The sequence below is a fragment of the Streptomyces sp. NBC_00090 genome (assembly GCF_045160815.1).
Taxonomy (GTDB): domain Bacteria; phylum Actinomycetota; class Actinomycetes; order Streptomycetales; family Streptomycetaceae; genus Streptomyces.
The window spans coordinates 777602-796013 of sequence record NZ_CP108224.1 but is presented as its reverse complement, the minus strand read 5'-3'; the positions used below and the strand labels follow the sequence as shown (position 1 = coordinate 796013).

The 18412-nt window shown below is 71.5% G+C and carries 13 protein-coding genes; 7 read left to right on the top strand and 6 right to left on the bottom strand.

What is annotated here, in order from left to right; all coding sequences use genetic code 11:
* Positions 1–19: 19 nt before the first annotated feature.
* Both OG361_RS03480 and OG361_RS03475 read left to right on the top strand, forming a co-directional pair.
* Positions 20–1411 (top strand): GH1 family beta-glucosidase, encoded by a 1392-nt coding sequence (locus OG361_RS03480; RefSeq protein WP_405851788.1) that lies wholly within the window; start codon positions 20–22, stop codon positions 1409–1411.
* Positions 1412–1552: 141 nt separating this feature from the next.
* A complete protein-coding gene (locus OG361_RS03475; RefSeq protein WP_405851787.1) occupies positions 1553–2623 on the top strand; it encodes a phosphotransferase family protein in 1071 nt (356 codons plus the stop codon).
* A gap of 18 nt (positions 2624–2641) precedes the next feature.
* On the opposite strand, the gene OG361_RS03470 is transcribed toward OG361_RS03475, so the two are convergent.
* Positions 2642–3712: a LacI family DNA-binding transcriptional regulator gene (locus tag OG361_RS03470; RefSeq protein ID WP_405851786.1), complete on the bottom strand. Its 1071-nt coding sequence runs from the start codon at positions 3710–3712 to the stop codon at positions 2642–2644.
* Between the two features lie 190 nt (positions 3713–3902).
* On the opposite strand from OG361_RS03470, the gene OG361_RS03465 reads away from it, so the two are divergent.
* The 5 genes from OG361_RS03465 to OG361_RS03445 all read left to right on the top strand — a co-directional run bounded on the left by OG361_RS03465 (position 3903) and on the right by OG361_RS03445 (position 13192).
* Entirely contained in the window at positions 3903–6098 is a 2196-nt protein-coding gene (locus OG361_RS03465) for a discoidin domain-containing protein (RefSeq protein WP_405851785.1), read from the top strand.
* A 247-nt stretch (positions 6099–6345) separates the two neighbouring features.
* Positions 6346–8469, top strand: coding sequence for a discoidin domain-containing protein (locus tag OG361_RS03460; protein WP_405862045.1), 2124 nt, complete (start codon positions 6346–6348; stop codon positions 8467–8469).
* A gap of 142 nt (positions 8470–8611) precedes the next feature.
* Complete coding sequence (locus OG361_RS03455; RefSeq protein ID WP_405851784.1) at positions 8612–9703, top strand: DUF1996 domain-containing protein; 1092 nt, start codon at positions 8612–8614, stop codon at positions 9701–9703.
* A gap of 108 nt (positions 9704–9811) precedes the next feature.
* Positions 9812–11275, top strand: coding sequence for a GH1 family beta-glucosidase (locus OG361_RS03450; protein WP_405851783.1), 1464 nt, complete (start codon positions 9812–9814; stop codon positions 11273–11275).
* A gap of 132 nt (positions 11276–11407) precedes the next feature.
* The gene (locus OG361_RS03445) at positions 11408–13192 is read left to right on the top strand and encodes a bifunctional metallophosphatase/5'-nucleotidase (protein ID WP_405851782.1); all 1785 of its coding nucleotides are present in this window, start codon (positions 11408–11410) and stop codon (positions 13190–13192) included.
* A gap of 51 nt (positions 13193–13243) precedes the next feature.
* Here OG361_RS03445 and OG361_RS03440 read toward each other — a convergent pair whose 3' ends face one another.
* From OG361_RS03440 to ehuB, 5 genes are all read right to left on the bottom strand, one after another.
* Complete coding sequence (locus tag OG361_RS03440; protein WP_405851781.1) at positions 13244–15172, bottom strand: NAD-binding protein; 1929 nt, start codon at positions 15170–15172, stop codon at positions 13244–13246.
* Between the two features lie 148 nt (positions 15173–15320).
* Entirely contained in the window at positions 15321–16136 is an 816-nt protein-coding gene (gene ehuA, locus OG361_RS03435; protein ID WP_405862043.1) for an ectoine/hydroxyectoine ABC transporter ATP-binding protein EhuA, read from the bottom strand.
* Between the two features lies 1 nt (position 16137).
* A complete protein-coding gene (gene ehuD, locus OG361_RS03430; protein ID WP_384559677.1) occupies positions 16138–16773 on the bottom strand; it encodes an ectoine/hydroxyectoine ABC transporter permease subunit EhuD in 636 nt (211 codons plus the stop codon).
* Positions 16773–17447, bottom strand: coding sequence for an ectoine/hydroxyectoine ABC transporter permease subunit EhuC (gene ehuC / locus OG361_RS03425; protein ID WP_384559675.1), 675 nt, complete (start codon positions 17445–17447; stop codon positions 16773–16775). Before ehuC ends, ehuD begins: the two co-directional genes overlap by 1 nt.
* Positions 17448–17459: 12 nt before the next feature.
* Positions 17460–18377 carry an ectoine/hydroxyectoine ABC transporter substrate-binding protein EhuB gene (ehuB, locus tag OG361_RS03420; RefSeq protein WP_405851780.1) on the bottom strand — a complete coding sequence of 306 codons (918 nt, stop codon included), beginning with the start codon at positions 18375–18377 and terminating at the stop codon, positions 17460–17462.
* Positions 18378–18412: the final 35 nt, after the last annotated feature.

The following is an 18412-nucleotide window of genomic DNA, read 5'->3' as shown; positions in this document are numbered from 1 at the left end:
GATCACGAAGAGGTTCTCCGTGTCCGAATCCACCGACTCCCGCACCGCGCTCGACCTGGACGCCTTCCCCGCGTCCTTCGCCTGGGGCACGGCGACCGCCGCCTACCAGATCGAGGGCGCCGCCGCCGAGGACGGCCGGGCCCCCTCCATCTGGGACACCTTCTCCCGTACCCCCGGCGCGATCGACAACGGTGACACCGGCGACACCGCCTGCGACCACTACCACCGCTGGCCCGAGGACGTCGCCCTGATGAAGGGCCTGGGCACCGACACCTACCGCCTCTCCGTCGCCTGGCCCCGCGTCGTCCCCGGCGGCGACGGACCGGTCAACGCCGCCGGGATCGACTTCTACGACCGGCTCGTCGACGCCCTCCTCGACGCCGGCATCGCGCCCTCCGTCACCCTCTACCACTGGGACCTTCCCCAGGCCCTCCAGGACCGGGTCCAGGACAGCCGCGGCGGCTGGACCGAGCGGGCCACCGCCGAACACCTCGCCGCGTACGCCTCCGTCGTCGCCGAACGCCTGGGCGACCGCGTCGCCCAGTGGACGACCCTCAACGAGCCCCTCTGCTCCGGCTGGATCGGTCACCTCGAGGGGCGCATGGCCCCCGGATTCACCGACCTGACGGCCGCCGTACGCGCCTCCTACCACCTGCTCCTCGGCCACGGACTGACCACCCAGGCCATCCGCGCCGCCGCCCCCGGCGCCCGGATCGGCCTCGTCACCAACCACTCCACCGTCGCCCCCGCCTCCACCCGGCCCGAGGACATCGCGGCGGCCGCCCGCATGGACGGTCACACCAACCGCTGGTGGCTCGACCCGGTCTACGGCCGCGGCTTCCCCACCGACATGCGCGAGCTGTACGGCGTCGACCTCCCCGAGCGGCCCGGCGACCTCGAGACCATCGCCGCCCCGATCGACTGGCACGGCCTCAACTACTACTTCCCGGTGACCGTCGCCGACGACCCGACCGGTCCCGTCCCGCACGCCCGCGAGGTGCGCCTCCCCGACGTACCCCGCACCGGCATGGACTGGCAGATCGACGCCGGCGGCCTGGAGGCCTTCCTGCTGCGCCTCACCGAGGACTACGGGATACGCAAGCTGTACGTCACGGAGAACGGATCGGCCTTCCCCGACACCGTCGGCCCTGACGGCGAGGTCCACGACCCGGACCGCACCCGCTACCTGGAGCAGCACCTGGCCGCCTGCGCCCGCGCCCTGCGCAAGGGCGCCCCGCTCGCCGGGTACTACGCCTGGTCCCTGCTCGACAACTTCGAGTGGGCCTACGGCTACGACAAGCGCTTTGGTCTCGTCCACGTCGACTACGCGACCCAGAAGCGGACCCTGAAGACCAGCGGGCGGCGGTACGCGGAGATCATCCGCGCCCACCGGGAGGCGACCGCAGGCTGACCGCGTGGCCTTCGTGCCCTCGTGCACTCCGGAAGGCCGCCCCGGCACCACGGCCGCCCGCCTCGACGCGGCGGCCTTCCGGAGAACACCGCCGTCGCGCCACACCGTCCCCGTCCGAGGCTTCCCGTACAGGAGCGTCCCATGGCCGACACCGCCGTTCCGTCCCCTCCACCGGGGCCCGACGACGAGGCCGACAACGCAGCTGACAACGCAGCTGACAACGCCGCCGACGAGCTCGCCGCCGAGCGGCTGCGCCATGTACTCGGCCCGGTGACGGTCGTCCGGGACACCGTCCTCAGCGGGGGCTTCCACAACTCCGCCCGTCTGCTCGAACTCGACGACGGGCGGCGGCTGGTGCTCAAGACGGCCCCCCGGACGAGCGCCCCCGCCCTCACCCACGAGCAGGGCCTCCTCGGCACCGAGGCGCTCTTCCACCGCCTCGCCGCCCGGGCGGGCGCCCACGTACCCACCGTCCTCCACCACGAGCCCGCCGGCCCCGGAACCCCTGCCGAATGGCTGCTCCTCACCTACCTCGACGGCACCACCTGGGACGCCGCCCGCGACCGGCTCACCCAGGCCGATCGCGCCGCGCTGCGCCACCGGCTGGGGGAGTCCATGGCCCGGATCGCCACCGTCACCGGACCGGTCTACGGCTACCCGCGACCTGCCGTCGGCCTCTCCGGCCCCGACTGGCCCTCCGCGTTCACCGCCATGCTGCACGCCGTCCTCGCCGACGCGATCCGGTTCGAGGTCGCCCTGCCCGCCCCGGCCGCGCTCCTCGCCGACCTGCCCGTACGCTTCGGCCACCGGCTCGCCGAGGTCCGCCGCCCCGCGCTCGTCCACTTCGACGCCTGGGAGGGCAACATCGTCCTCGCCCGGACCGGTACCGGACCGTGGCACCTGAGCGGTCTCATCGACGGCGAACGCGCCTTCTTCGGCGACCCCTTGGCCGAACTCGTCGGACTCGACCCGCTCGGTTCGGCCGAGGACGACCCCGACCTCATGGCCGGCTACCGCTCCCTCGGCCCCGGCCCGACCATCGACACCGGCGCCCGGGTACGACTGGCCCTCTACCGGGTCTACCTCGCCCTCGTCATGCGCGTGGAAGCCGTCCCCCGGGCCTACGAAGGGGAGTTCGCGGCCTGGTGCGACACCTGGTCCGCCGAGCGCGTCACGCGACAGCTCGCCGCACTGGACGCCCTGGAGGCGTGACGTGCCGGTGCGGCGGGGTCAGGTGGACTCGCGGACGACGAGCACCGGATCGAACACCTTCGAGGCGGGCTCGGACGGCTTCGGAGCCGGTTCGGCTGAGGACCCGCCGCCGTCGAGCTCCTCGACCAGCAGCCCGGCCATGGCGGCCGCCATCCGCTCCACCGGCTGACGCACGGTGGTCAGCGGCGGCCGTGCCCGCCGCGCGGCCACCGAGTCGTCGAAGCCCACCACGGCCACGGCGCCGGGGACGGCCACTCCCCGCTCGCGCAGGTACTGGCAGGCGCCCTGAGCCATCAGGTCGTTCGCGGCGAACACCGCGTCGATCCCCGGGTGGTCCTCCAGCAGCCTCGCCATGGCGCGCCTGCCGCTGTCCACCGTGAACCGTCCCCGTACGACGGGCACCGACGTCACCCCGCGGGCCGCGAACGCCTCCCGGAAGCCGTCGAGGCGTTCTCCCGCCGTGGGGGCGGTGACCGGCGCGGCGATGGTGGCGGGGTGGCGCCGGCCGGTCGCCCACAGGTGCTCGGCGGCCAGTCGGGCGCCCGCGGCGTTGTCGAGGTCGACGAAGCCGCACCGCAGGGGATCGCGGGGGCGGCCGAACAGCACCGTGGGGACGTCGGCCGCCACCAGCATCGCCGGCAGGGGGTCGTCCTCGTCGAGCGAGACCACCAGCGCGCCGTCGGCGCCGCCCCGACGCAGGTACTCCACCAGTTGGGTCCTGGCCTGCTCCGACTCCGCCACCAGCAGGACCGGTTGGATCGCGCGCTCGCGCAGTACCGGGAGCACGCCGTCCACCACCCGCCCGAAGAACGGGTCGGAGAACACCCGGGCGGCGAAGGCCTTCCCGGTCGCGGAGAGCACCAGGGCGACGGTCCCGGTCCGGCGTGTCACCAGGGAACGGGCGGCCTGATTGGGCGTGTAGCCGGTACGGGCGACCGCGTCGCGTACGGCCCGCTGGATGTCGGGAGCCACGTTCCGCACGCCGTTGACGACCCGGGACACCGTCGCCCGCGACACCCCCGCCTCACGTGCGACGTCCTCCAGAGTCGGTCCTCGGTTCCCCGTCTGCGCGCCCTGTCGATTCCCCACTTGTGCACCATATCGGGGCTCCGTGTCCGGTGGCGGTACGGACTCCGGCCGTTCGGCGCCGGATCAGGTCGTCACTTAATGAAAGCCAAAAGAAAAGCCCTGTCGCATGCCTTGACCGTCAACATGCCGGCCGGGCAAGGTTTCGGAGAGCGCTCTCCCATGTTTCCGCCATGTACACCGAGGAGCCCCCATGTCTTCCGTCGGGTCCCCGCCGGCCTTCCGGCGCCCCGCTTCACCTGTCCGACGGGCCACCGTCGGCGCACTCGTCGCCTCGCTCGCCGGCGGCCTGCTCGCCGTCCTGCCCGCCGCGACGGCGAACGCCGCCCCCACCCTGCTCTCGCAGGGCAAGACGGCCACCGCCTCGTCCACGGAAGGCGCCGCCTACGCCGCGTCCGCCGCCGTCGACGGCAATCTGACCGGAACCCGCTGGGCCAGCCAGTGGACCGACGCCCAGTGGGTCCAGGTGGACCTCGGCCAGAGCGCCACCCTCAGCCGCGCCCTCCTGACCTGGGAAGGGGCCTACGGCAAGAGCTACCAGATCCAGGCCTCCGACAACGGCACCGACTGGCGGACCGTCACGACCGTCACGGGCGGCGACGGCGGCACCGACGACGTCACCCTCTCCGGCACCGGCCGCTACGTCCGGATGAACGGACTGACCCGCGGCACCGGATACGGCTACTCCCTCTGGGAGTTCCAGGTGTACGGCTCCACCGACGGCGGCGGTCCGACCCTCCCGGGCGGTGGTGACCTCGGCCCCAACGTGCACGTCCTCGACCCGTCCACCCCGAACATCCAGGCCAAGCTGGACCAGGTCTTCCAGGAGCAGGAGTCGGCCCAGTTCGGCGCCGGCCGCCACGCCTTCCTCCTCAAGCCCGGCACGTACAACAACCTGAACGCGCAGATCGGCTTCTACACCCAGATCGCCGGTCTCGGCCTGCGCCCGGGCGACACCACCATCAACGGTGACGTGACCGTCGACGCGGGCTGGTTCAACGGCAACGCCACCCAGAACTTCTGGCGCGGTGCGGAGGGTCTGACCCTCAACCCGGTCAGCGGCACCAACCGGTGGGCGGTCTCGCAGGCGTCCTCCTTCCGCCGCATGCACGTCAAGGGCGGGCTCAACCTGGCGCCGAACGGCTACGGCTGGGCCAGTGGCGGGTACATAGCCGACTCGAAGATCGACGGCCAGGTCGGCAACTACTCGCAGCAGCAGTGGTACACCAGGGACAGCTCCATCGGCGGCTGGTCCAACAGCGTGTGGAACCAGACCTTCTCCGGCGTCGAGGGCGCTCCGGCCACCTCGTTCCCCGAGCCCCGCTACACCACGCTCGACACGACGCCGATCTCCCGCGAGAAGCCCTACCTCTACCTGGACGGCAGCGAGTACAAGGTGTTCGCGCCCGCCAAGCGCGTGAACGCCCGCGGCACCAGCTGGGCGAACGGCACCCCGCAGGGCGAGTCCGTCCCGCTCAGCCAGTTCTACGTGGTCAAGCCGGGTGCCACCGCCGCCACGATCAACCAGGCGCTGGCCCAGGGCCTGCACCTGCTGTTCACCCCGGGCGTGTACCACGTCGACCAGACCATCAACGTGAACCGCGCGAACACCATCGTGCTCGGCCTCGGCCTCGCCACGATCATTCCGGACAACGGCGTCACCGCGATGAAGGTGGCCGACGTCGACGGCGTCCGGCTCGCCGGCTTCCTGATCGACGCCGGACCGGTCAACTCCCCGACGCTGCTGGAGCTCGGACCGCAGAACTCCGGCGCGGACCACGCCGCCAACCCCACCACCGTGCAGGACGTGTACATCCGCATCGGCGGCGCCGGCGCCGGCAAGGCCACCACCAGCGTGGTCGTGAACAGTGACGACGCCATCATCGACCACACCTGGGTGTGGCGCGCCGACCACGGCGAGGGCTGGGGCTGGGAGACCAACCGCGCCGACTACGGCGTCCGCGTCAACGGCGACGACGTGCTCGCCACCGGCCTGTTCGTCGAGCACTTCAACAAGTACGACGTCGAGTGGTACGGCGAGCGCGGCCGCACCATCTTCTACCAGAACGAGAAGGCGTACGACGCCCCCAACCAGGCCGCCATCCAGAACGGCACCACGAAGGGGTACGCCGCCTACCGCGTCGACGACTCGGTGAACACCCACGAGGCGTGGGGCCTGGGCAGCTACTGCAACTACAACGTGGACCCGACCATCGTCCAGGACCACGGCTTCAAGGCACCCGTCAAGCCGGGGGTGAAGTTCCACAGCCTCCTGGTGGTGTCCCTCGGCGGTATGGGCCACTACAACCACGTCATCAACGACACCGGGGCGTCCACCATCCCCGCCGGCACCTCGACCGTGCCGTCCACCGTCGTCTCCTTCCCCTGAGACGCCTTTGCCTCACCGCCGTACGGCGATGAGGACTCCGATTCCCTTCCGGGCCGGGTACTCATGTCCCCGCGGCCCGGCCCGGAAGGGCTCGCACGACAAGACCGTGCATCCCCCTCCACAAGAGGCGCCGCACGCGAGCCGGTCCGACGGTCCGGACCCCCGCGCCCGGCGTCATGAATCAGCCAGGAGCACACACGTGTCCAGTCCCCCCTCCGCGCCCACTCGTTCCCGCGGGCGCAACGGAATGTCCCTCGTGACGCTCGGCGCCCTTCTGGCGTCCTCGCTCACCCTGAGTCTGTCCCCGCAGGCACAGGCCGCGGAGACGCTCCTCTCCCAGGGCAAGGCGGCCACCGCCTCCTCTCAGGAGGGTGAGGCGTTCACCGCCGGCGCCGCCGTCGACGGCAACCTGACCGGTACCCGGTGGGCGAGCCAGTGGCGAGACGGCGAATGGATCCAGGTCGATCTCGGCGCGAGCAGGAACCTGAGCCGCGTCGTGCTCAACTGGGAGGGCGCCTACGGCAAGGCGTACGAGATCCAGGCGTCCGACAACGGCACCGACTGGCGAACCCTGAAGGCCGTGTCGGCCGGCGACGGCGGCACGGACGATCTCGCCGTCTCCGGCTCGGGCCGGTACGTCCGCATGCAGGGCCTCGCACGCTCCGGCGGCTACGGCTACTCCCTGTGGGAGTTCCAGGTCTACGGAACCGACGGCGGAACCAATCCTCCGCCGGCGGGCGCGGTCAAGATCACCGGATCGCAGGGCAACTGGCAGCTGACCGTCGGCGGGCAGCCGTACACGGTGAAGGGCCTCACCTGGGGGCCGGCGATGGCCGACGCTCCCCGCTACATGCCGGACCTGAAGTCCATGGGCGTCAACACCGTCCGGACCTGGGGGACGGACGCCTCCAGCAAGCCCCTGCTGGACGCCGCGGCCGCTCAGGGGCTGAAGGTCGTCAACGGCTTCTGGCTCCAGCCCGGCGGCGGCCCCGGTGCCGGCGGGTGTGTCAACTACGTCACCGACACGACGTACAAGAACAACATGCTCACCGAGTTCGCCAAGTGGGTCGACACCTACAAGTCCCACCCGGCGACGCTGATGTGGAACGTCGGCAACGAGTCCGTCCTCGGCCTGCAGAACTGTTACGGCGGCACCGAGCTGGAGGCCCAGCGCAACGCGTACACGACCTTCGTCAACGACGTCGCCAAGAAGATCCACACCGTCGACCCCGACCACCCGGTCACCTCCACGGACGCGTGGACCGGCGCCTGGCCCTACTACAAGCGCAACGCGCCGGACCTCGACCTGTACTCGATGAACTCCTACGGCAACCTCTGCAAGGTGCGCCAGGACTGGATCGACGGCGGCTACAACAAGCCGTACATCATCACCGAGGGCGGCCCCGCCGGCGAGTGGGAGGTCCCCGACGACGTCAACGGCATCCCCGACGAGCCGACCGACGTCCAGAAGGCCGACGGCTACACGAAGGCGTGGGGCTGCGTCAGCGGCCACCAGGGCGTCGCCCTCGGCGCCACCCTCTTCCACTACGGCCTGGAGCACGACTTCGGCGGCGTCTGGTTCAACCTCCTGCCCGACGGCCTGAAGCGACTGTCGTACTACGCCGTGAAGAAGGCGTACACCGGCTCCGCGGGCGACAACACTCCGCCCGTCATCACGAACATGACCGTCAGCCCGGCCTCCGCGGCCCCGGCAGGCCGTGAGTTCACGGTCCGCGCCGACATCCGCGACCCCGACGGAGACCAGGTCACCCCCAAGATCTACCTCAGCGGAAACTACGCCAACGGCGACAAGCGTCTCGTCGACGCGCAGTGGCGCTCCACCGGCAACGGCACCTTCGCCGTCACCGCGCCCGAGAAGCTCGGTGTGTGGAAGGTCTACATCCAGGCCGAGGACGGCCGCGGCAACGCCGGCATCGAGACGAAGTCCGTCAAGGTCGTCGCCCCGCCCGTCACCGGCACCAACATCGCCCTGAACAGGCCCACCACCGCCTCCTCCGCCCAGGCGTCCTACGGCGACTGCCCCTGCCCCGCCACCAACGCCACCGACGGCAACACCTCCACCCGCTGGGCCAGCGACTGGAGCGACCCGCAGTGGATCCAGGTCGACCTCGGCTCGGCCAAGCCCATCCGCACACTGCAGCTCGTCTGGGACCCCGCCTACGCCAAGTCCTACGAGGTGCAGGTGTCCGACGACGGGAACACCTGGCGGACGGTCCACACCACCACCACGGGTAACGGAGACATCGACACCGTCGAGACCGCCACCACCGCCCGGTACGTCAAGCTCCAGCTCACCGCGCGCGGCACCGGGTGGGGCTACTCCCTCCACGAGTTCGGCGTCTACAGCTGACGACGCCGGATTCCCCGAACGGGGGTGGCGGGGCCCGCAGCAGGACCCCGCCACCCCTGCACCACCGCACGGGAATCCATCACACCAGTCGCGTGGCGTCTTCGCGTTCACGCGAAACCACCCCCATGGGCAGGAGATCCCCATGAGATCGAGTCCGAAGCGGCTCCCCGCACTCCTCCTCGGCACGGCCCTCATCGCCAGTGTCCTCGGCATCGGCACCATCGCCTCCGCCGCGGGCACGGACAACGGCACCTCGCCCGCCGTCGCCGCGGCCAACGCTCACAGCGGACACATCATGGCCGCGTCCACCCAGGCCTCGGGCGACGACGCCGACGGAGACGGCTACATCCCGGCCGTACCCCAGGTCACCGGTGTGACACCGTCCACGGCCACCCCGCCCCCGGCCTACCATCACGAGTTCCAGGCCGGCTGCTCCGTCACCCACACCGCGCCGGACGACCCGATCGTCTACCCGGGCCAGTTCGGCAAGTCCCACGACCACACGTTCATGGGCAACACCTCCACGAACGCCGCCAGCACCACCGGATCGCTCTACGGAGGGAGCACCACCTGCAAGGCGCCTGCGGACGCCTCCGCGTACTGGATGCCCTCGCTGTACAACGGTGACCAGAAGATCCTGCCCGTCGGCCCACAGGTCATCTACTACAAGGCGGGCGTCACCGACTACCGGAGCGTGCGGCCCTTCCCCAAGGGGCTGCGGTTCGTCGTCGGCAACCCGATGCAGAGCGCCCAGGAGTTCCGCGCCCACAAGGGCTTCGTCGAGGGCTGGGAATGCGGTGACAGCTTCTTCAACACCGACTTCCCGGCGAGCTGTCCGAGCCGGCCCGACGTACAGCTCAACCTGCGCATGCAGGCCCCCAGTTGCTGGAACGGCCTGTACCTCGACACCCCCGACCACAAGAGTCACATGGCCTACCCGGTGGTCAAGCCCGGCACCAACGACAACATGTGCCCGGCCTCCCACCCCGTCGCCCTGCCGATGATCGAGTTCAAGATGGCGTGGCCGGTCAACGGCGACATGTCCCAGGTCCGCCTGGCCAGTGGCCGCGGCTACTCCTTCCACTACGACTTCTTCAACGCGTGGGAGGAGCGCACCCTCAAGGCCTTGGTCGACCACTGCATCGTCGGCGGCCTGCAGTGCGACACACGGGGCTTTGACCTGTACCGCCCCGAACGCGGTGCCGTGCTGAACGCAGACCACCGACTGCCCTGACCCCTCGTCCCCGCACGGCCCGGACGCCCGCGACGGCGTCCGGGCCGTCCTCACGTGCGCGCCTCTCCGTCCGCCCGACCTCTCCTCCCTCTGCGTCAGGAGCACCTCATGACCTCCATCGCCCCGTCCGTCACCGCCCAGCACGACGAGCTCATCGACCGCCTGCCCCCGCACTTCCGCTTCGGCGCCGCCACCTCCGCCTTCCAGATCGAGGGAGCGGTCGACGAGGACGGCCGTACCCCGTCCATCTGGGACACCTTCTGCCGTGTCCCCGGGGCAGTCGACAACGGCGACACCGGCGACGTGGCGTGCGACCACTACCACCGCATGCCCGAGGACGTCGCCCTGATCGCCTCGCTCGGCCTCGACACGTACCGCTTCTCCGTCTCCTGGCCCCGTGTCCAGCCCGGCGGCCGCGGCCCGGCCAATCCGGCCGGCATCGCCTTCTACGACCGGCTGGTCGACGAGCTCCTCGCGCGCGGCATCACCCCCTGGCTGACGCTCTACCACTGGGACCTGCCCCAGGAACTCCAGGACGCCGGCGGCTGGCCGGTCCGCGACACCGCGTACCGCTTCGCCGACTACGCGGAACTCGTCCACGAGCGCCTCGGCGACCGCGTCACCCACTGGACCACCCTCAACGAGCCCTTCTGCTCGGCCGTCCTCGGCCACGTCGAAGGGATCCACGCGCCGGGCGGCCGCTCCCTCGCCGACGGGGTACGGGCCGTGCACCATCTGCACCTGGCACACGGCCTCGCGGTCCAGCGCCTGCGTGCCGCCGCCCGCTGCCCGCTCGACCTGGCCGTCACCCACCTCCTGGGCACCAGCCGGCCCGCCACCGAAGGCCCCGCCGACCGCGAGGCCGCCCGCCGGGCCGACGCGATCGGATTCCGCTTCTACCTCGACCCGATCCTGCGCGGCCGGTACCCGCGGGACCTGATCGACGACCTCGCGGCCCATGGCATCGAGATCCCCGTCCGGGACGGCGACCTCCAGGTCATCGCCAGTCCCATCGACACGCTCGGCGTCAACTACTACCGCTCGATGCGCACCTCGGGAGTCGACGAGCACGGTGCCATCACCGACGCCCGGGGCCTCCCCGTCACCCGTAACCTCCCGCACGGCGGCCTCCCGGTCACCGGCCTCGGCTGGGAGGTCATGCCCCACGACCTCACCGACCTGCTGGTGCGCGTCTCCCGCGACTACCCCGGCACCCCGATGGTCGTCACCGAGAACGGCGCCGCCTACGAGGACCACCCCGACGCCCACGGCTACGTCGACGACACCGACCGCACCGCCTACCTCTCCGCCCACCTGGCCGCCGTCGCCCGGGCCCGCGGCCGGGGAGCCGACGTCCGCGGCTACTTCGCCTGGTCGCTCCTGGACAACTTCGAGTGGGCCTACGGCTACGACAAGCGCTTTGGGCTCGTCCGCGTGGACTACGCCACCCAGACCCGCACCCCCAAGCGCAGCGCCCTGTGGCTCCGCGACACGGCCCACCGGATCCGCCGCGGGCCCGGGGAAGGGGAGGCCGAAGGGACGGAAGGAGGGACGCCGGTCAGCTCCCCGTGAAATGACGGGACGCGACTCCGGACGTGAGGTCATCACTCCCCATGCCTTGGTGCGCAGTGCGACGTTCACAGCCTTGACACCCCCGGGAGCTGGGATGGCTCTGCTCGTCCCCCTCCCGAAGGAGTCGTCGCCTTGAGAAACGTCCTTCGCCGGATCGGCGTCATCGCCGCGGGCACCGCCCTCGTCGGCGGCGCCCTGTCCGTGACACCGGCCTCCGCAGACAACACCGTCGATGTGCAACTCCTCAACATCACCGACTTCCACGGCTACCTGCGTCCACCCACCGCCGGACAGGGCGGAAGCATCCCCGCGGGCGACGGAAGCCCGGTCACCGTCGGTGGCGCCGCCTATCTCGCCACCCACCTCAAGGGGTTACGGTCCGGGCACGCCAACTCCGTGCTCTTCTCCTCCGGTGACAACTTCGCCGGCTGGCCCTTCGAAGTGGACGCCTTCCAGGACGAACCCACGATCGAGGTGCTCAACAAGCCGGGCGTGCGCTTCTCCGCCATGGGCAACCACGAACTCGACGTGTCGCCCGACTTCCTGGTCAAGCACATGGAACAGGGCCGGTGCTTCGGCACGGTCGGCGTGGACAGCTGCTTCACGGACTCCACCGGGCGCCGCTTCCACGGCGCCGACTTCGACTTCCAGTCCGGCAACATCGTGTCCGCCCGCACCGGTCGCCCGATCGTGGACCCGTACCGCATCGAGTGGTTCCGCGGCGCCGGGGGCAAGCGCGTCCCCGTCGGCTTCATCACCACCACGGTGGAGGGCTCCGTCACCAACTCGACGTCCTACCAGCCGGGACTCCGCGCACTCGACCAGGCGCGCACCATCAACCGCTACAGCAAGGAACTCAAGCGCCGGGGCGTCGAGGCCATCGTCCTCAACGTCCACGAGGGCGGCTCGCCGAAGTTCCCCCTCACCGCCGGCCACAACGACTGCGACGGGGTCTTCGGGCCCGTATTCGACCTCGCGAAGAAGGTCACGCCCGAGGTCGACGCCATCGTCACGGGGGACTGGCACTGGCGGTTCAACTGCTCGGTGCCCGACCCGGCCGGCAACCCGCGCCCGATCGTCGAAGCGGGCAACCACGGCGCCGTCATCAACGAGATCAACCTGTCCCTCGATCCGAAGACCGGTGAGGTCCTCAGGGACCGCACCCGGTCCGTCAACCACGCGGTGACGCGCGACGTGGCACCGGACCCCGAGGTCCAGCGGATCGTCGACTACTGGGCCGCGCGTGGAGAGGAGCGGTACGCCACCCCCCTCGCGGTCCAGACCGGCTCCTTCACCCGTACGCCCAACGCCGCCGGCGAGAGCACCGCCGCCGACCTCTACGCCGACGTGCAGTACTGGAACGCCCAGCGCACCAGCGCGGGGAAGGCCGACCTGGCACTGATCGCCGCGCGGCCCGTGAAGGGCAGCTACGCCGTACGCGGCGACCTGCCGTACGCCAAGGGAAGCCACCCCGCCGACGCGGACGGCCGGATCCTGTTCGGCGAGTCCTGGAACGCCTACGGCTACGGCAACCCCGTCCTCACCGTCGGTGTGAAGGGACGTCAGCTGGACGCGATCCTGGAGCAGCAGTGGCAGAAGCAGCCCGACGGCTCCGTACGGTTCGCCCCCTTCGCCGTCTCGCGCAACATGTCGTACGGCTACGATCCGGCGCGGCCGGTCGGTGACCGGGTCTCGCCCCGAGACGTGCGGATCAACGGCAGGCCCCTGGACCCCGCGCGTACCTACCGGGTGGCCGCCCTCGCGTACACGGTCATCGGAGCCGACGGCTACGGCGCCTTCGCCGGCTACACCGATCCGGTCCGCAACGGGCCCGACCACGAGACCTTCGTGGAGTACCTCAAGGCCCACAAGAAGATCGCCCCGGCGCCCCTGAACCGCGTCCGCGTCAAGGGCTGACACGAGACCGGCGCCACCCCGTCCCCGACACCGGGTACACCTCCGTCCCCGTCACAGGGAACGGGGCGTGCCCGGCCTCTCGCTCCTGGACGGCGGGCCGTCCAGGAGCTCGGCGAGACCGCGGCGAGTGGCGGCGACGACGACGCGGTCCTCGGGGCGCAGCACGTATCCGGGGTGCAGCTCCCACAGGAGTTGGGGTTCCTCGCCCGCCCGGTGCGAGGCGGCGAGGTCGGGACGGCGGGTCGTGGGGGCCGCCGTGTCCAGGGCGAGGACGCGCCACGCTCCGGGGCGGAAGGCCTCGGCGACGGTACGGCCCTCGAACCGCGGGTGACCGGCGACGAGGAGGGCGGCGATGAGCAGGACCTTGCGTTCGACGGGGATGGCACCGAGGATTTGCCGGCCCATCATCGCGCCGGCGAAGGCGGGGGCGGCGAGATGGGTGACGCTGCGGCTGCGGGTGAGCGCCTCGGGATGGACCGCGCGAAGCGTCCGGTAGACGGCGGTGGCGAAGTCGTCGTCGTACAGCCGCAGGGCGACACGAAGATCCGACCTGACCGTACGGGCGTGGAGGGTGGCCTCCAGGTTGGTGGTGTCGGAGCTGGTGAGGGCGAGCAGGGCATGGGCACGGCCGATCTTGGCCGTCTCCAGGACGCCCTCCTCGGTGACGTCGCCGAGGACGACGGGCACACCGAGACCGCGGGCGAGGGGTACGCCCCGGGCCTCGGGGTCCTCCTCGACGCAGACCACCGGGATGTCGAGCTCCCGCAGCCGGGCGAGGACGCGGGTGCCCACCTTCCCGAGCCCGAGCAGGACGACGTGGCCCGACAGGCCGCGGGGCGGGCGCCGCAGGGCGCCCGCGCTCCGGAAGGTGCCCAGCGCCTCCAGGGCTCCGGCGACGAGCAGCGGCAGCAGCGCCAGGCCGACGAGACCGGAGAGCAGCTGGATGATCTGGTTCGTCGGCGGCGCGCCGATCGCCGGGTCGTTGATGGAGAACAGGTCGAGCAGCGTGACGTAGGCGGCGTGCACCGGATCGGCGTCGGTGAGCACCGTGGTGGTGACGGTGAGGGCGAGGACGGAGGCGACGACGCCGGCGAGCGCCCAGCGTAGGCGGCTGGAGAAGAGCGCGCGCAGCGGCGCCCCGCGGCGGGCCAGACGCCGTGCGGGCAGGGCGGGACCCGCGTACCGCACGGCCTCCAGGACGACGCTGCCGCGCCCGGTGGTGGCCGCCACGGTCCGGTCGTCGGGCAGGAGGACGGGCCCCCGCGGGCCGCTGCCCTCCGAGCCTTCGGCGCCCGCCGGGTCGGCGGTGGTCGACGACAGCAGCGCCAGGGTGCACAGGCCGGGGTCCGGCACCTCGCCGCGTCCGGGCGGGGTCCGCTCGGCGGCCCGGAGCAGGACGCCGTCGGCCTGGACGACCTTGCTCGTCCCGGCGACGGCGGTGGCGGCGAGTGCGGGGGCCGCGGTGTCCGCGTCGGACAGGACGGTCGTGGAGGCGTCGAGGACGCTCCGGTCCATGCCGGGGGAGTGCACGAGGGCTGCCTGGTCGAGCAGTTCCTCCAGGTGCCGGCCCAGCTTGCGGTTGTACATGCGGACCACGAGCCGGAGCCCCGGGCTGAGCCTGCGGGCGGCGATCGCGGCCCGCAGGTTCGTCTCGTCGTCCTCGTACAGCAGGGCGAGGGCCGTCGTACGGTCGACCCCGGCCCGTAACAGCGCCTCCTCCGTCGGCGCCTGCGCCGTGAGCACGTGTACGGGCACGAGGGTGCCGCCGCTCGTCGTGTCCGCCGGGACCACGACCGGCCTGCCGGCCCGGTGCTCGGCTTCCTCGCCGGTGACGACCAGGACGACCCGCTGCCGGTAGACCTCCCGCAGCTCGTCGGCCAGCCGGTACGCGAGCCCGTCGTCGCCGCAGACCACCATGTGGCCGCCGGCGTGGACCTCCGTGCTCCTCTGGTGCGGCAGTATCGCCATGTGTCCCCCCATACGACGTGGTGAACGCCCTGCGCCGGTCACCGCCCCGCGACGCGGCCTCCGCCGTCGGGAACATGGTCACACCGGCCCGGTCCGGCGGTCACTGCCGTGGTCCGGCAGTCTTCACGTCGTTCCGGTGCCGTGGCGGACGCCCCGGTCGTCAGTGGACCGTTCCCAGGAAGGCGCGGGTGCGCTCGTGCTCGGGGGCGTCGAGCAGCTTCTCCGGCGGCCCCGACTCCAGGACGCGTCCGTGGTCGAACATCATGATCCGGTCCGAGATGTCCCGGGCGAAGCCCATCTCGTGCGTCACGCACACCATCGTGATGTCGGTCGTGCGGGCCACCTCCCGCAGGACGTCGAGCACCTCCGCCACCAGCTCCGGATCGAGGGCGGAGGTCACCTCGTCCAGGAGCAGGATCTCGGGCCGCATCGCGAGCGCCCGGGCGATGGCGACGCGTTGCTGCTGGCCGCCGGAGAGCCGGGTGGGGTGGGCGTCGTGTTTGTCGGCGAGGCCGACGAGGTCGAGGAGGTCGCGGGCGCGCCGGGTGGCCTCGTCCTTGTCGAGACCGAGGACGTGGACGGGCGCCTCCGTCACGTTGGCGAGCACGTTCATGTGGGGGAAGAGGTTGAACTGCTGGAACACCATGCCGATGTGTCTGCGGCGCGGTGCCAGGTAGCGCTCGTTCGCGGGGACGAGCTTCCCGCCCGGGCCGGAGGGCATGTGGGAGAAGGGCGTGCCGCCGACGTGGATGACGCCGTCGGTGACGCGCTCCAGCGTCATGAGCAGCCGGAGGATGGTGGTCTTCCCGGAGCCGCTCGGTCCGATCAGCGTCACGCGCTCGCCCGGGGCGACGGTCAGGTCGAGGCCGTCGAGGACGGTGTGATCGCCGAACCGTTTCGTCACCCGGTCGAAGCGGATCGTCTCGGGTGCCTGGCTCGGGTCGCTTCCCGGCCGGGTGTCGGTGGGCAACCGGATGTCAGTGGGCAAGGCGTGCCTCCAGGCGTCGCACGAGTACGGATGTCGGCCAGCTCGCGAGCAGGAACACGGCGGCGGCGAGGGTGAAGCTCTCCAGATAGGCGAAGTGGGTGCTGCCGAAGGTGTTCGCCTCGTGGACCATCTCGTGCACGGTGATGACCGACAGGAACGGGGTCTCCTTGAACAGGGACACCGCGTAGTTCCCGAGCGCGGGGAGCACCTTGCGCACCGCCTGCGGCAGTACGACCGCCCGCCACACGCGCCGCCGCGGCAGGGAGAGGGCGGTGCACGCCTCCCACTGCCCCTTCGGCACGGCCTCGATGCCGGCGCGGTAGACCTCGGAGAGGTACGTGGCGTAGTGCAGGCCCAGCACCGCGATGCCCAGCGGCAGCGCGTCGAGCCCCGGGACCAGCACCCAGGCGGCGAAGAGCTGCACCATGACCGGAGTCGAGCGGACGAAGTGGGCCAGGAACCCCACCGGCAGGGTGATCCACCGCGGGCCCGCGCGCTGGAGCAGGGCGATGGCGAGCCCCACCAGCACCGCGACGACGAAGCCGAGGACCGTGGCGAGAAGGGTGATCCCGAAGCCCTCGACGACGACGGGAAGTGCGGCACGCGCCGCTTCCATGTCCCACATCAGGCACCGCCTCCCTGACCGAGCCGCGCCTTCGCGGAGCGTTCCAGAGCGTTCATCAGGGCGCCCAGGAGGGCAGCCACGCCGAAGTAGAGCAGGAGCAGCAGCAGATAGGCGGCGGCGGTGCCGCCGGTCGCCGACCGCAGCTGGTCGATCCGGAAGGTGAGGTCGGCGACGGTCACGAGGGACAGCAGCGGGGTGGACTTGAGGAGCTGGACGAGCAGGTTCTTGAAGGGCGGGATCATCAGGACGTAGGCCTGCGGCAGCACGATCCGCCGCAGCCGCCGTCCCGGCGCCATGCCGAGGGCGATCGCCGCCTCGGTCTGGGCGCGCGGGACCGCGCCGACGGCACCCCGTACGACCTCGGCACCGTAGGCGCCGTAGTTGAGGCCGAAGGCGAGGACGCCGCAGGCCATCGGCTCCAGCCGGAAGCCGAGCATCGGCAGGGCGAAGAAGAGCCAGAAGAGCTGCACGTACAGAGAGGTCCCGCGCAGGAACTCGACCGTGACCCGGGTGGCGCCCCGTACCGGCAGCCGCGGTGACCGAGACGCCAGGCCGAGGGCGAAGGCGAGCACGAGGGCGAGCGCCGCACCCAGCACGGTGGCCTCCAGCGTCACCAGGAGACCCGCACCGAGGTCGGGCAGCGCCCGGCCCAGTTCGGTGAGGAAGTCAGCCATGCCGGAGCCCCGTCACGCCGCGCACAGGTCGGCCGTGCGCAGGGACCGGGGCGGCACCTCGCGCTCGGTGAAGCCGTACTTCCCGATGAGCCGCACGTACCGGGCCGGGTCACCCGTGATCTTCGAGAGTTCCCGGTCGAACGCGTCGCGCAGGCTCGTGGCGCCCTGCCGGAAGACGGCCCCGCCGGGGCTGTGCTGCTCGACACCGCCGACGACGGGGACGAAGGGCTCCAGGACCTCCACGGCGGCGTCGCGGTTGGTGCGGGCCAGCCAGCGCAGCGAGATGCCGGTGAGGGCGAAGGCGTCGATCCGTCCCGCGACCACGGCGTCCAGACCGTCCTGCTGCTTCGCCAGGGCCTTCACCGATCCGTCGCCCACTCCGGCCGCCTTCGCGTAGGACGCCTCCACGGCGGCGGTGAGGACACCGACGGTGCTGCCCTTGGCGGCACAGGACTTCAGGTCGCTCAGCCCCTTCGGGTTTCCCTTCCGCACCATGAGCGCGGTGGGGGAGACGAACTCGGGCTCGGAGAAGGCCACCTTCGCGCAGCGCTCCGGGGTGATCGCCATGCCGGCGCTGACGACGTCGAACCGCCCGGCGAGGAGCCCGGGTATCAGCGCGCCGAACTCGGTGAGCGTGGGCCGCAGTTCGGGGATGCCGAGGGCCTTGAAGATCTCGCGGTGCAGCGTCGGGGCCTCGCCGGCCGGTTCGCCGCCGTCCTGGAAGCCGTACGGCGCCTCGCCGGCGAAGCCCACCCGGACGTGGCCCTCCTTCCGCAGCCTCTCCAGGAGACCGGCGTCGTCGGCGGGGGCTCCGCTGCCGACCTCGGTCCGGCTGCACGCGACGAGGAAGCCCGGAGTGGCTGCCAGGGCGCCGATCCCCACCGAGCGGGTGAGGAAACGGCGGCGGTCGAGGGGCGCGGGCGGTGTCATGTCGTCCCTTCTGCTGTGTGAATGTCTTCTGCTGT

Excerpts from the sequence above, each read along its gene's own strand:
- OG361_RS03455 (WP_405851784.1), top strand. The coding sequence starts at position 8,612 with ATGAGATCGAGTCCGAAGCGGCTCCCCGCACTCCTCCTCGGCACGGCC.
- ehuC (WP_384559675.1), bottom strand. The coding sequence starts at position 17,447 with ATGGCTGACTTCCTCACCGAACTGGGCCGGGCGCTGCCCGACCTCGGT.
- OG361_RS03465 (WP_405851785.1), top strand. The coding sequence starts at position 3,903 with ATGTCTTCCGTCGGGTCCCCGCCGGCCTTCCGGCGCCCCGCTTCACCT.
- ehuD (WP_384559677.1), bottom strand. The coding sequence starts at position 16,773 with ATGTGGGACATGGAAGCGGCGCGTGCCGCACTTCCCGTCGTCGTCGAG.
- ehuB (WP_405851780.1), bottom strand. The coding sequence starts at position 18,377 with ATGACACCGCCCGCGCCCCTCGACCGCCGCCGTTTCCTCACCCGCTCG.
- OG361_RS03450 (WP_405851783.1), top strand. The coding sequence starts at position 9,812 with ATGACCTCCATCGCCCCGTCCGTCACCGCCCAGCACGACGAGCTCATC.
- OG361_RS03440 (WP_405851781.1), bottom strand. The coding sequence starts at position 15,172 with ATGGGGGGACACATGGCGATACTGCCGCACCAGAGGAGCACGGAGGTC.
- OG361_RS03460 (WP_405862045.1), top strand. The coding sequence starts at position 6,346 with ATGTCCCTCGTGACGCTCGGCGCCCTTCTGGCGTCCTCGCTCACCCTG.
- OG361_RS03475 (WP_405851787.1), top strand. The coding sequence starts at position 1,553 with ATGGCCGACACCGCCGTTCCGTCCCCTCCACCGGGGCCCGACGACGAG.